The 13,543-nt window shown below is 67.5% G+C and carries 12 protein-coding genes; all 12 read left to right on the top strand.

The window, feature by feature from the left end; genetic code table 11:
- Window positions 1-9 precede the first annotated feature (9 nt).
- Window positions 10-936, top strand: coding sequence for an acetylglutamate kinase (argB, locus tag H9638_RS03430; RefSeq protein ID WP_191745832.1), 927 nt, complete (start codon window positions 10-12; stop codon window positions 934-936).
- On the top strand, window positions 933-2,216 hold the full coding sequence (locus H9638_RS03425; protein WP_191745831.1) for an acetylornithine transaminase: 1,284 nt from the start codon (window positions 933-935) through the stop codon (window positions 2,214-2,216). Before argB ends, H9638_RS03425 begins: the two co-directional genes overlap by 4 nt.
- Window positions 2,213-3,178, top strand: a complete 966-nt coding sequence (gene argF, locus H9638_RS03420; RefSeq protein WP_191745830.1) for an ornithine carbamoyltransferase — start codon at window positions 2,213-2,215, stop codon at window positions 3,176-3,178. The genes H9638_RS03425 and argF overlap by 4 nt, the downstream gene beginning before the upstream one ends.
- Window positions 3,175-3,711, top strand: coding sequence for an arginine repressor (locus tag H9638_RS03415; RefSeq protein WP_191745829.1), 537 nt, complete (start codon window positions 3,175-3,177; stop codon window positions 3,709-3,711). Before argF ends, H9638_RS03415 begins: the two co-directional genes overlap by 4 nt.
- 97 nt (window positions 3,712-3,808) lie before the next feature.
- Window positions 3,809-5,017 (top strand): argininosuccinate synthase, encoded by a 1,209-nt coding sequence (locus H9638_RS03410; protein ID WP_191745828.1) that lies wholly within the window; start codon window positions 3,809-3,811, stop codon window positions 5,015-5,017.
- A 4-nt stretch (window positions 5,018-5,021) separates the two neighbouring features.
- Window positions 5,022-6,488: an argininosuccinate lyase gene (gene argH / locus H9638_RS03405; protein WP_191745827.1), complete on the top strand. Its 1,467-nt coding sequence runs from the start codon at window positions 5,022-5,024 to the stop codon at window positions 6,486-6,488.
- A 94-nt stretch (window positions 6,489-6,582) separates the two neighbouring features.
- A complete protein-coding gene (locus H9638_RS03400; RefSeq protein ID WP_191746316.1) occupies window positions 6,583-7,116 on the top strand; it encodes a pyridoxine/pyridoxamine 5'-phosphate oxidase in 534 nt (177 codons plus the stop codon).
- Window positions 7,117-7,211: 95 nt separating this feature from the next.
- The gene (locus tag H9638_RS03395; protein WP_191745826.1) at window positions 7,212-8,087 is read left to right on the top strand and encodes an SRPBCC domain-containing protein; all 876 of its coding nucleotides are present in this window, start codon (window positions 7,212-7,214) and stop codon (window positions 8,085-8,087) included.
- An 84-nt stretch (window positions 8,088-8,171) separates the two neighbouring features.
- Window positions 8,172-8,840, top strand: coding sequence for a DNA-3-methyladenine glycosylase (locus H9638_RS03390; protein WP_191745825.1), 669 nt, complete (start codon window positions 8,172-8,174; stop codon window positions 8,838-8,840).
- A gap of 209 nt (window positions 8,841-9,049) precedes the next feature.
- On the top strand, window positions 9,050-9,565 hold the full coding sequence (locus H9638_RS03385; protein WP_191746315.1) for an adenine phosphoribosyltransferase: 516 nt from the start codon (window positions 9,050-9,052) through the stop codon (window positions 9,563-9,565).
- Window positions 9,566-9,692: 127 nt separating this feature from the next.
- Window positions 9,693-11,960, top strand: a complete 2,268-nt coding sequence (locus tag H9638_RS03380) for a HelD family protein (protein ID WP_191745824.1) — start codon at window positions 9,693-9,695, stop codon at window positions 11,958-11,960.
- A gap of 12 nt (window positions 11,961-11,972) precedes the next feature.
- Window positions 11,973-13,298 (top strand): tyrosine--tRNA ligase, encoded by a 1,326-nt coding sequence (gene tyrS, locus H9638_RS03375; protein WP_191745823.1) that lies wholly within the window; start codon window positions 11,973-11,975, stop codon window positions 13,296-13,298.
- Window positions 13,299-13,543 lie beyond the last annotated feature (245 nt).

Here is a 13,543-nt window from a genome sequence, read left to right as displayed (position 1 = left end):
GAGGATCCTATGAGCACCCCCACCGAAGCCCGCGAACAGCTGGCCGCGCAGGACAAGGCGGCCACGCTGATCGAGGCGCTGCCCTGGATCCAGCGGTTCGCCGGCAGCACCATGGTGATCAAATACGGCGGCAACGCCATGGTCAATGATGAGCTGCGGCAGGCGTTCGCCGAAGACATCGTCTTTCTCCACCACGTGGGTGTGCACCCCGTGGTGGTGCACGGCGGCGGCCCGCAGATCAGCGCGCTGCTGGCCCGGCTGGGCATCGAATCCGAGTTCAAGGGCGGCCTGCGCGTCACCACCCCCGAAGCCATGGATGCCGTTCGTATGGTGCTCACCGGCCAGGTTGGCCGCGAGCTGGTCGGCATGATCAACTCCCACGGCCCTTACGCCGTCGGCCTCTCCGGGGAAGACGGCGGGCTGCTGCAGGCCGTCCGCACCGGAACCGTTGTGGACGGCGAAGAAGTGGACCTGGGCCTTGTCGGCGAAGTCGTCGGCGTCAACCCCGGAGCGATCCTGGACCTCATCGAGGCCGGCCGGATCCCGGTCATCTCCACCGTGGCCCCGGAAATCGACGGCGCCGGCTCACCCACCGGACAGGTATTGAACGTGAATGCCGATACGGCCGCCGCCTCCCTGGCTGTGGCCCTGGGTGCCTCCCGCCTGGTGGTCCTGACCGACGTCGAAGGCCTTTACGCCAACTGGCCGGACAAGTCCTCGCTGATCTCCTCCCTGACCGCCGGTGAACTGCGGAGCATGCTCCCCAGCCTGGAATCCGGCATGATTCCCAAGATGGAAGCCTGCCTGGCAGCGGTCGACGGCGGTGTGGACCGCGCCGCCGTCGTGGATGGCCGCATGGCCCATTCCATGCTGCTGGAAGTCTTCACCACTGCCGGCATCGGCACCCAGATCGTCCCGGATGGAGAAAAGGCATGAGCACCCCCCAGGCGCCGGGCGCGGAAATTGTTCCCGGCGCACCCGAACTCTCCCAGCTGACCGAGCTGACCGGCACCGGCAGCGACTGGCTGGCCCGCTACAGCAAGTCCCTGATGGGTGTCTTCGGCACGCCCCAGCGGGTGCTGGTCCGCGGGCACGGCTGCTACGTCTGGGACGCCGATGGGAAGGCCTACCTTGACCTGCTCGGCGGAATCGCCGTCAACGCGCTGGGCCACGCCCACCCGTTCGTCACCTCGGTCATCGCCAGCCAGCTGAATACTCTGGGCCACGTCTCGAACTTCTTCACCAGCCCTCCCCAGATTGCCCTGGCCGAGAAGCTGCTGCAGCTGGCCCAGGCGCCGGAGGGCTCCAAAGTCTTCTTCTCCAACTCGGGCACCGAGGCCATCGAGGCAGCGTTCAAGCTGGCCCGCCGCAACTCCACCCCCGAGCGGAGCCGGATCATCGCCATGGACCACGCCTTCCACGGCCGGACCATGGGTGCGCTGGCACTGACCGCCAAGCCCGCTTACCGGGAACCGTTTGAACCGCTGCCCGCCGGCGTCGAGCACATCCCCTACGGCGACGTCGAAGCCCTGCGCGCAGCCGTCGACGAGACCGTCGCCGCCGTGTTTATGGAACCGATCCAGGGCGAGGCCGGAGTGCACCTGCCGCCCGAGGGCTACCTGCAGGCCGCCCGGGAAATCACCGAGGCAGCCGGCGCGCTGCTCATCTTCGACGAAGTGCAGACCGGCATCGGCCGCACCGGCACCTGGTTTGCCTCCGAGGGTGTGCTGCCGGATGCCATGACCCTGGCCAAGGGACTGGGCGCCGGTTTCCCGATCGGGGGACTCATCACCTTCGGCGACAGCGTCTCCTCCCTGCTCACCGCGGGCCAGCACGGCACGACATTTGGCGGCAATCCGGTGGCGACGGCGGCGGCCCTGGCCACACTGGCCGCCATCGAGTCCCAGGGTGTGCTCGCCAACGTGAACACCACGGGGGAACAGCTGTGTGCGGCTCTGGAAAAGGTTGACGGCGTCAGTTCGGTCCGCGGCCGCGGGCTGCTGATCGGCATCGACCTGGAGCCGGATCTGGAGGGAGCAGCTCCGGCCGCTGTCACCGCCGCCCTCGAGGCCGGCTTCATCATCAACGCCACCGGTCCCCGGACCCTGCGCCTGGCACCGCCGCTGATCCTCGGCGTCGAGCAGGCCATGAGCTTCACCGACGAACTACCCGCCATCCTGCAGGCCGCCGCGGCCACGACGATTGGACAGTCATGACCCGCCATTTCCTGGTTGACACCGACCTGACCCAGGCCGAACAGGCCGAAGTCCTGGACCTGGCCGACGCCCTGAAGAAGGACCGCTACAAATACCAGCCGTATGCCGGGGACTCCACCGGACGCAAGACCGTGGCGGTCATCTTCGACAAGACCTCCACCCGCACCCGGATTTCCTTCGCTGCCGGGATCGCGGACCTGGGCGGTGTGCCGCTGATCATCGGCGCCGGGGAATCCCAGCTGGGGCACAAGGAATCCGTGGCGGACACCGCAAAGGTGCTCGAGCGGATGGTGTCCACCATCGTCTGGCGCACCTACGCGCAGTCCGGGCTGGAAGAAATGGCTGCGAACTCCTCGGTCCCGGTGATCAACGCGCTCTCCGATGATTACCACCCCTGCCAGCTCCTCGCGGACCTGATGACCATCCGTGAGCACAAAGGCACGCTGGCCGGTCTGACCTTGACCTACCTGGGCGACTGCGCCAACAACATGGCCAACTCCTACCTGCTCGCCGGCGTCACCGCGGGGATGCACGTCCGCGTCGCCGGGCCGATGGGCTACCTGCCGGATCCGCTGGTGGTCGACGCCGCCGCGGCCCGCGCCGAGGAAACCGGGGGATCGGTGCTCATCACCACCGACGCCTCCGAGGCCCTGGCCGGCGCCGATGTGGTCGCCACCGACACCTGGGTGTCCATGGGCCAGGAGGATGAAAAGGCCGCCCGCCAGGAATTGTTCCGCGAGTACGCCGTGGACGGCGACGCCATGGCACAGGCCGCGGACGACGCCGTCGTGCTCCACTGCCTGCCCGCCTACCGCGGCTACGAGATCTCCGCCGACGTGATCGACGGACCACAGTCCCTGGTCTGGGACGAGGCAGAGAACCGGCTGCACGCCCAAAAAGCCCTCATGCTCTGGCTGATGGCCAAGTCCGGACTCACCGGAGTGCCGGAGGGCCCGGCATGACCATGCCCACCACCAAGACGGCCCGGCAGGCACGCATCCGTGCGCTGCTGACCGGTCTGTCGGTGCGGTCCCAGGCGGAGCTGGCCGCGCTGCTCGCCGACGACGGCGTGCAGGTCAACCAGGCCACGCTCTCCCGTGACCTGGTGGAACTGGGTGCCGTCCGGATGCGGGGCAAGGACGGTGTGCTGGTCTACGCCGTTCCGTCCGAGGGCGGGGAGCGCACGCCGCAGTCGGGCGTCAGCCCGGAGGTGCTCGATGCGCGTCTGGCGCGGCTCTGTGGGGAACTGCTGGTCACCGCCGAAGCCTCCGGGAACATCGTGGTGCTGCGGACTCCGCCGGGAGCGGCGAATTTCCTGGCGCTGGCGATCGACCACTCCATCATGCCGTCCATCCTGGGCACGCTCGCAGGCGACGACACCGTCCTGCTGGTCACCCGGGACCCGGACGGCGGCGCCGAACTGGCGGCCCGCTTCCTGAGCATCGCCGATGAGGCGACCGCCAGCGGGCAGGCCCCGGACAATCGCATACTGTAGAAGCTGACCCCGCGGCGTGAGTCCGGCCACAGGCTTCCCAAACTTTTCCTACCCAACGCAGCACCAACGCTGCACCAATCGCAAGAGGAGCACATTCGTGAGCGAACGTATTGTTCTGGCCTACTCAGGTGGCCTGGATACGTCAGTAGCCATTGGCTGGATCGCCGAGGCCACCGGCGCCGAAGTCATCGCCGTGGCGGTCGACGTCGGACAGGGCGGCGAGTCCCTGGAGACCATTCGCCAGCGCGCGCTCGACTGCGGCGCCGTGGAAGCCTACGTGGCTGACGCCCGCGACGAGTTCGCCGCCGAGTACTGCATGCCGGCCCTGCAGGCCAACGCCCTGTACATGGATTCCTACCCGCTGGTCTCCGCGCTGTCCCGCCCGGTGATCGTCAAGCACCTGGTGGCCGCGGCCCGCGAATTCGGTGCTACCACCGTCTCGCACGGCTGCACCGGCAAGGGCAACGACCAGGTCCGCTTCGAGGTCGGCATCCAGACCCTGGGCCCGGACCTGAAGTGCATCGCCCCGGTCCGCGACCTGGCCCTGACCCGCGACAAGGCCATTGCCTTCGCCGAGGAAAAGAACCTGCCGATCGTCACCACCAAGAAGAACCCGTTCTCCATCGACGCCAACGTCTGGGGACGCGCCGTGGAAACCGGCTTCCTGGAAGACATCTGGAACGCGCCCACCCCGGACGTGTACGAATACACCGCCGATCCCGACTCCGGGATCGCCGCCGATGAAGTGGTCATCACCTTCAAGGCAGGCGTTCCCGTGGCCATCGACGGCAAGCCCGTCACGCCGCTGCAGGCCATCGAGGAGATGAACCGCCGCGCCGGCGCCCAGGGCATCGGCCGGATCGACATCGTCGAAGACCGCCTGGTCGGCATCAAGAGCCGCGAAATCTACGAAGCACCCGGCGCCATGGCCCTGATGGCCGCGCACCGCGAACTCGAAAACGTCACCGTTGAGCGCGAGCAGGCCCGCTTCAAGAAGACGGTCGGCCAGCGCTGGACCGAACTGGTCTACGACGGCCAGTGGTTCTCCCCGCTGAAGAACTCCCTGGACGCCTTCATTGCCGACACCCAGCAGTATGTCTCCGGCGACATCCGCATGAACCTGCACGCCGGCCGCGCCACCGTCACCGGCCGCCGCTCCGAGTCCTCGCTGTACGACTTCAACCTGGCCACCTACGACACCGGCGACACCTTCGACCAGTCCATGGCCCGTGGGTTCATCGAGCTGTTCGGAATGTCCTCCAAGGTCGCCTCGGCCCGCGACCTGCGTATCGCCGAAGGAAAGTAAGCACATGCATAACGGCAAGCCGTCAATCGATACACCTGCCGGGCCGCCGGATACCTCCGGCGGTTCCACGGTCCAGGGTGCCTTGTGGGGCGGGCGTTTCGCCGGCGGTCCGGCCGACGCACTGGCCGCCCTGAGCAAGTCCACCCACTTCGACTGGCGGCTTGCCGGCTATGACATCGCCGGTTCCCGGGCACACGCCCGGGTGCTGCACAAAGCCGGACTGCTCGACGACGCCGAGCTGGCCGGCATGCTGGGCGCCCTGGATGCGCTCGACGCCGATGTGCGTTCCGGCGCGTACCTGCCGGCCGAGTCCGATGAGGACGTGCACGGTTCGCTGGAGCGCGGCCTGATCGAACGCGCCGGAGCCCAGCTGGGCGGCAAGCTCCGCGCCGGCCGGTCCCGCAACGACCAGATCGCCACGCTGGGCCGGATGTACCTGCGCGACCACGCACGGATCGTCGCCGCCGGCGTATTGGCTACGGTCGATTCACTGGTGGAGCAGGCCGAGAAGCACCTTGGGGTGGCCATGCCCGGACGCACCCACCTGCAGCATGCCCAGCCGGTGCTGCTGAGCCACCACCTGCTGGCGCACGCCTGGGCCCTGCTGCGCGATGTGCAGCGCCTGGCCGACTGGGACAAGCGCGCCGCGGTGTCCCCGTACGGCTCCGGAGCCCTGGCCGGTTCCTCGCTGGGACTGGATCCCAACGCCGTCGCCGCGGACCTGGGCTTCGACTCCGCCGCCTGGAACTCGATCGACGGCACCGCTTCGCGTGACGTCTACGCCGAGTATGCCTGGGTCGCCGCGATGATCGGCGTCGACCTGTCCCGGATCAGCGAAGAAATCATTCTCTGGGCCACCAAGGAATTCTCCTTCGTCACGCTCGACGACGCGTTCTCCACCGGCTCCTCGATCATGCCGCAGAAGAAGAATCCGGACGTGGCCGAGCTGGCCCGCGGCAAGGCCGGCCGCCTGATCGGCGACCTGACCGGGCTGCTGGCCACCCTGAAGGGCCTGCCGCTGGCGTACAACCGGGACCTGCAGGAAGATAAGGAACCGGTCTTTGACGCCACGGACACTCTGGAGCTGCTGCTCCCGGCTGTGTCCGGCATGATCGCCACCCTGGTTTTCAACACCGAACGTATGGAGTCCCTGGCTCCGCAGGGCTTTGCGCTGGCCACCGACATTGCCGAATGGCTGGTCCGCCAGGGGGTTCCGTTCCGCGAGGCGCACGAACTTTCCGGTGCCGCCGTGAAGCTCGCGGAATCCCGCGGCGTCGAACTCTGGGACCTGACCGACGAGGACTACGCGGGGATCTCGGCGCACCTGACCCCGGAGGTCCGGTCGGTGCTGTCCACCGAAGGGTCGCTGGACAGCCGCAGCGCGCAGGGTGGCACCGCCCGCTCCGCCGTCGAGGCGCAGCTGGCCGAGCTGAAGAAGCAGCTGGCCGCGGCCCGCGCCTTCGCGCAGTAGCATCCCTGACCCCGCAGGGGTGGAAACGGTTGCCCGGTCACTCACCGGCAGCCGTTTCTGCCCTTCCGGGGACCTGGGCGATACCGTGGTGAGCGTGCCCAACCCCGAGTTCCGGCGCCTGCTGCGCGCCCTGCCCGACTTCCCGGCCACCCTCCCGGACTTTGATCCGGACACCGCACCGGATGACCCCGCTGTGCTGTTCCGGCTCTGGCTCGGGGAAGCGCTGGCCGCCGGCATTCCGCAGCCCCATGCCTTCTCGCTGGCCACGGCCGATCCCGCCGGCCGTCCCTCGGCCCGCATGCTGATCCTGAAGGACATCGACGACGACGGCTGGCAGTTCGCCACCTCCCGCACGTCCCGCAAAGGCCGGGAGCTGGAGGCCAACCCGCGTGCGGCCATGAACTTCTTCTGGCAGCCCCTGGGCCGCCAGGTCCGCATCGCCGGCAGCGTGGTGCCGCTGTCAGAAGAAGCATCGGCCGCGGACTGGGAGGAGCGCCCCGGGGCAGACGGCAGCCCCAACCCGGTGTGGCAGCTCTACGCGCTGCAGCCGCTGGAAACCGAATTCTGGCAGGCCCGGGCGGACCGGAACCACATCCGCTACCGGCTGCCGCCCGGATACGGGCGCTGAGCTTTGGCCGCGCTTCGACTTGGCGCGCCTTCCAGAGCGGACCCACCCACCCTAAGGTAGGTAGTGCAGCAGATGGCATCTACGGAAGGGCCGCCATGTCTGAAGCATCATCGTCCAGCCGTTCCGGGTGGGAGGACCCCTCGGTTCCCGCAGGCCGCATCGAAAAGCTGAGCGACGGCTGGGCGCTGGCCTTCGACAAACAGTTCGACTACCCCGCCGCGCATATCTGGGATGTCCTGACGAATCCGCGCAAAGTCGAGCAGTGGCTGGGATCCGTCACCCCGGACTGGGAACTGGGCAAGGAATACACTGTGGAGATGGGCGGAGGCAGCATATCCGGCACCGTTCTGCAGCTCACGCCCCGCAGCAGTCTGCAAATCACCTGGGATGATGAACTCGGCGAGGAATCAGTGCTGGAGTGGCAGGTGCTGGAGTCCGACGGCGGTGCGCTGCTGCAGTTCCGGTCCCGCACCGACACCGCGGATTTCCTTGCCGAGGGCAGCGCCGGCTGGCAGGGCATCCTGCTGGCGTTCGCTGCGGTGGCTGCTGGGACTCCACCGCCGGGCATGGAGCAGCCAGCCGAGTGGCGGGCGCTGCGGGATGCCTATTCCAAGGAATTCGACGTCTCGCCGACCATGGGTTTCCTGGAAGAAACCCCCGGGGACACCACACTGGTCTTTGAACGCTGGTACGACGCTCCGGCTGAGGACATTACCGCCGCCGTCGAAAGTTCCGGCGGAAACCTCCGCCTCGGCGAGGGTGCAGACTTTTCGGTGGAAGAGGCGGATGGGGTGGGCAAACTGCGGATCCGCCAGCGGATCGACGGCGGCAACCCGCAGGACACGGCCGCTCTGATGGCTGCCTGGCACCTGGCGCTGGACTCGGCCGCAGTCCGGCTGCTGGGGGAGACCCCGCATCCGAACTCCCACCGCCTCCGGGCGCTCGAAGCGCTCTACAGTGCCTCTGCTTAGCCTCTTCCGCAGCACGCCGGCACACACCCCGCGGCCGCTCAAACCGGTTTTTTACGCAGCCGCCGCTCTTGCTACGGTCGAAGGATGGAGCAGATACGCCTGGATCCCGCAGAACAACGCAGCCGGCTGACCATCCCTGCCACCGAGGCCGCGCCCTGGCTGCTGGGTGCCGTCCTCCGCAGGGAATCCGAGGAGGGCGACGTCGCGGTCCGGATCACGGAGGTGGAAGCGTACCTCGGAGCAGCGGACCCCGGGTCCCATGCCTTCCGCGGAAAGTCGGCCCGGAACTCCACCATGTTTGGCCCGGCCGGACACCTTTACGTCTACTTCACCTACGGGATGCACTACTGCGCCAACGTCGTCTGCGGCGAACCGGGCCAGGCCACCGGGCTGCTGCTGCGGGCCGGGGAAATCGTTGAGGGCCACGCCGTCGCCGGAGTGCGCCGCAAGCAGCCCAAATCACCCCTGGACCTGGCCCGCGGGCCGGCCCGGCTGACCCAGGCACTGGGCATAGACCGCAGCCTGGACGGCGCGGATGTTTTCACGTCCCCGCTGCGGCTGGAACTGCCGCCGGAACCGGCCGCAGCGGAGGCGATTTCCTGCGGTCCCCGGGTTGGCGTCAGCGGGGAAGGCGGTGGAGAAGCCTACCCCTGGCGGTTTTGGCTGACCGGCGAACCGAGCGTCTCCAAATACCGGCCGGCGGTACAGCGGGCTCGGGTACGCGCTTCGGGGGCGACGGCGAAGCGCGCGTAGGCTGACCGGCCACCAACGGGCCGGGGCCGGGTTGCCTCCGGATGCCTGTGCGGTCTGCCGCACGGCTGGGCGGCGGCCGGCTGTGAGGAGCAGCGCAGCCGCAGGACAGGGCTTCGGGTGCGGCAGACCGGTAAGGTAGATGGGTGAAACACACAGCTTCGAACCCGCTCAACACTTCCGCAACCCCGGCCCCTCAGGCCGCCGAAACGATTGCCGAAACCATCGACCGCCTCGGCGCCGTCGTCCAGGATTACCCCAAGCCGGGCATCACGTTCCGCGACCTGACTCCCGTCTTCGCAGATGGACCGGCGCTGCGTGGCATGGTGGACGCACTGCTGGCCGGATACGAGGGACAGTTCGACTTCGTGGCCGGCGTGGAAGCCCGCGGATTCCTGCTCGCCGCCGCAGCGGCCTACGCCTCCGAACGCGGTGTGATCACTATCCGCAAGCCCGGAAAACTGCCGCGGGAGACCTACACCGAGACCTATGACATGGAGTACGGCCAGAACAGCCTCGAGCTGCATGTCGAGGACATCCCCGCCGGATCCCGTGTCCTGATCCTGGACGACGTCCTGGCCACCGGCGGAACGCTCGCTGCCGCCGCCCGCCTGATCGAGAGTGCGGGCTCCAGCGTCGCGGGCTTCGGGGTCGTGCTGGAACTTGGTGAACTGGGCGGCCGTGCAGCCCTCGCCGGCCACAACGTCCGGTCGCTGATCACCTACTGAATCCGCCATCCGGCAACGGAATACGGTTCGCGGAACGCAACGTCCACACGCACTATGGACAGGGCATGGAAATTGTGCCGATGCACGGTAAGATAGACGGTCTGCCTTTGCGAGAGGGAACGCGAACATGCCTGAAACGTCTTCGGTCCAAACGGAGCTCGACCACGAGCGCCGTTACGTGGCCGGCCTGTACCACCGGCTCGATGAGCTGCGGGAGGAAAAAAGCGAGCAGCTGGCCCAGGTCCGCCGCTCCCATTCCGCCGGTTCCCACCAGAACCGGTCCGAACGCGACGCCTTCGCCACCATGTACGAGGACCGGCTTGCGCAGCTGAACGCCGTCGATGACCGGCTGGTCTTTGGCCGGCTGGACCTCGACGACGGCGAGACCCGCTACATTGGCCGGATCGGCCTCTCCACCGCAGATCTGCAGCGGTTGATGGTGGACTGGCGCGCACCGGAAGCGGGCACCTTTTACCAGGCCACGGCATTTGAGCGGCAGGGCGTGCGCCGCCGCCGGCACCTGATCCTCAAGGGCCGGGACGTCCAGGGCCTCGAAGACGACGTGCTCGATTACTCGATGCTGGAAGACGGCGACAACCTACAGGGCGAGGGTGCCCTGCTGGCTGCCCTGAATTCCAAGCGCACCGGCCAGATGTCGGACATCGTCGGCACCATCCAGGCCGAGCAGGACCGGATTATCCGCGCACCGCTGCCCGGCACCCTGGTGGTTCAGGGCGGCCCGGGCACCGGCAAAACCGCCGTCGCCCTGCACCGTGCCGCGTACCTGCTGTACACCCACCGGGAGCGCCTGAAATCAGCCGGCGTCCTGCTCGTGGGACCCTCGAACGCCTTCATCCACTACATCGAACGGGTGCTGCCCTCCCTGGGCGAAACCGGCGTCGTAATGTCCAGCCTTGGCCAGCTCATGCCGGGCATCAAGGCCACAGGCGAGGATTCAGCTGCCGCTGCGGAGATCAAGGGCAGGCTGTCCATGGCCGACGTCGTCAACCGCGCCGTCGCCAACCGCGAGCGGATCCTGGCGGAACCGCGCCGGTTGAACGTCGACGGCACCATGATCACGCTGACCCCGAAGCAGGTCCAGCGTGCCCGGGACCGGGCACGCGCCACCGGCAAGCCCCACAACGAAGCCCGCGTGACGTTCGTGAAGATCCTGCTGCGCGAACTCACTGACCAGCTGACCGAGGTGCTCGAAGAGTCGGCCGGTGCCGGAAACAGCACCGACCGTGCGTATCTCGCCGAGGACGTGCGGAGCGCCCGGGATGTACGCATTGCATTGAACCTGTGCTGGATGCCGATGACGCCGGAAAAGCTCATCAGCGAACTGTTCAGCAAGCCCGGACACCTGGAAGCCGCCGCGCCGGACTTCACCGATGCCGAGCGTGCCCTGCTGATGCGCACCCCGGACGCGCCCTGGACCGAAGCGGATATTCCGCTGCTCGATGAGGCCGCTGAACTGCTGGGGGACCTCGATCCCTCCGCCGGCCGGGACAGTGCCGCGCTGGAGGAAGCCCGCAAGCGGGACCTGGCCAACGCTGAGCGCGCGATTGAAAACACCGAAGGCTTCCTTGAGGATTCGGGCGCCCACGGCATCCTCTCCGCCGAGGACCTGGCCAACCACAATATGGAGTCCGAGCAGCGGCTGACCGCCGCGGACCGTGCCGCCGTCGACCGCACCTGGGCTTTCGGGCACGTGGTGGTGGACGAGGCGCAGGAACTCTCCGCCATGCAGTGGCGCCTGCTGATGCGCCGGTGCCCGCTGAAGTCCTTCACCGTGGTGGGAGACATCGCCCAGACCAGTTCCGCCGCCGGTGCCACCTCGTGGCAGCAGGCGCTCGACCCGTTCGTGGGGGAGCGCTGGACGCTGGAGGAACTCACCGTCAACTACCGCACCCCCGCGCAGATTGCGGAGGCAGCTGTCCGGATGGCCAACGCTGCAGGACTGGTGGTTTCCGCGCCGAAGGCCGTCCGCGAAGGACAGTGGCCGCCGTTCCTGGACACGGTTGAGGAAGGCGGGCTGATCGCCCGGCTGCTCGAGACGCTGCCCGGGGACCTGGCTGCCCTGGAAGGCGGCCTGCTCGCCGTCATCACCGAGGATCACCGCCTGGCGGAAGTCCGCCAGGCCTTGAAGGGGGTCTACGGGAACCGGGTGGGTACCGGTGCCGGCGGACTGGGCCAGGACATCGTGGTGATCTCTCCGCGGGAAGCCAAGGGACTGGAGTTCGACGGCGTCGTGATCCTTGAGCCCTCGGAACTGCTCACCGCAGCTGCCGGCAAGGTAGGGGATCTCTACGTCGCGATGACGCGGCCGACCCAGCGCCTGCGTCTTATTGCGGAGCGCGGCATCCCGGCGGGGATAGCCGACGGCGAATCCTGATAATTTAGAGGCGTGCCACAGAATACCCAGACCTCCGAGGGCCTTGCTGCCCAGCAGAACGATCCGACCTTTGCCAACATCTGGCAGGAACTGAAGTGGAGAGGGCTGATTAAGCTCTCCACCGATGAGGCGGAGCTTGAAAAGCTACTCAGCGGAGACCCCGTCACGTATTACTGCGGCTTCGACCCCACAGCGCCGAGCCTGCACCTGGGCAACCTGGTGCAGCTGCTGACCATGCGCCGGCTGCAGCTGGCCGGGCACAAGCCTCTGGCCCTGGTCGGCGGGTCCACCGGTTTGGTGGGGGACCCGCGCCCGACGGCGGAACGCACCATGAACACCAAGGAAACGGTGGCGGAGTGGGTCGGCTACCTGCAGGGCCAGGTCCAGCGGTTCCTGAGCTTCGAGGGTGAAAACGCTGCCCGCATGGTGAACAACCTGGACTGGACGGCGCCCATGAGCGCCCTGGACTTCCTGCGGGAAATCGGTAAGCACTTCCGGGTCGGAACCATGGTGAAGAAGGAGATCGTGGCTTCGCGCCTGAACTCCGACGAAGGCATCAGCTACGCGGAATTCAGCTACCAGGTCCTGCAGGGTATGGACTACCTGCAGCTCTTCCGCGACTACGACTGTGTCCTGGAAACCGGCGGATCGGACCAGTGGGGCAACCTCACCTCCGGCACCGAACTGGTGCGCAAGGTCGAAGGCGCCACCGTGCACGCCCTGGGTACGCCGCTGATCACCAACTCGGACGGCACCAAGTTCGGCAAGAGCGAAGGCAACGCCGTCTGGCTGGATCCCACGATGACCAGCCCGTACGCCATGTTCCAGTTCTGGCTCAATACGGCCGACGCCGATGTGATTGACCGGCTCAAGGTCTTCACCTTCCGCACCAAGTCCGAAATCGAGGAACTGGAACGGGCAGTGACGGAGGCGCCGCACAAGCGTGAAGCACAGCGCGCACTGGCCTACGACGTCACCTCGCTGGTGCACGGTACTGATGCCACCGACAAGGTCATCGCCGCGTCGGCCGCCCTGTTCGGCCAGGGCTCCCTGGAGGAGCTGGACGAAGCGACCCTCACCGCAGCCACCTCCGAGCTGCCGCGGGCTGAGGTGGATGCTGCGGGACTTGGCATCGTCGACCTGCTGGTTGCTACCGGCCTGTCCAAGACCAACTCGGATGCCCGGCGGACTATCACCGAAGGCGGTGCCTACGTGAACAACCGCAAGGTCACGGAGATCGACGCCGTAATCGGAACCGAGGAGCTGCTGCACGGCAAGTACCTGCTGCTGCGCCGCGGCAAGCGCACCCTGGCAACCGCGGTTGTCTCGGGACTCTGATTCATCCGAACCTCTTGAGGGCAGGCCATTCACGGCCTGCCCTCAAGTGTTTCCGCCGGCGGCAGCGCAGCGTGCAGGAGGTCACATCAATTCCGGCTTGCACCCCCGGCTGGGTGTGTGTACAGTTATGTGAGTCGCCGCGGCCGGGACGCTCCGCTGAGAAGCAGGAAGCGCCCGAAGCATGGCGGCCAAACCCCAACAAACATTTGATGGTGGATCCACTGCGCGCCTGGTGCGCCGGCGGA

Origin of the sequence: Arthrobacter pullicola, assembly GCF_014836875.1 — a bacterium.
In the GTDB taxonomy this organism is placed as follows: Bacteria; Actinomycetota; Actinomycetes; order Actinomycetales; family Micrococcaceae; genus Arthrobacter_B; species Arthrobacter_B pullicola.
The sequence above is the reverse complement of the archived record's forward strand: the minus strand, read 5'-3'. Positions and strand labels throughout refer to the sequence as shown.

Bases quoted from the DNA above. Each gene is read 5' to 3' on its own strand.
- H9638_RS03415 (WP_191745829.1), top strand. From the start codon at position 3,175: ATGACCATGCCCACCACCAAGACGGCCCGGCAGGCACGCATCCGTGCG.
- argB (WP_191745832.1), top strand. From the start codon at position 10: ATGAGCACCCCCACCGAAGCCCGCGAACAGCTGGCCGCGCAGGACAAG.
- H9638_RS03380 (WP_191745824.1), top strand. From the start codon at position 9,693: ATGCCTGAAACGTCTTCGGTCCAAACGGAGCTCGACCACGAGCGCCGT.
- H9638_RS03395 (WP_191745826.1), top strand. From the start codon at position 7,212: ATGTCTGAAGCATCATCGTCCAGCCGTTCCGGGTGGGAGGACCCCTCG.
- H9638_RS03425 (WP_191745831.1), top strand. From the start codon at position 933: ATGAGCACCCCCCAGGCGCCGGGCGCGGAAATTGTTCCCGGCGCACCC.
- argF (WP_191745830.1), top strand. From the start codon at position 2,213: ATGACCCGCCATTTCCTGGTTGACACCGACCTGACCCAGGCCGAACAG.
- H9638_RS03390 (WP_191745825.1), top strand. From the start codon at position 8,172: ATGGAGCAGATACGCCTGGATCCCGCAGAACAACGCAGCCGGCTGACC.
- argH (WP_191745827.1), top strand. From the start codon at position 5,022: ATGCATAACGGCAAGCCGTCAATCGATACACCTGCCGGGCCGCCGGAT.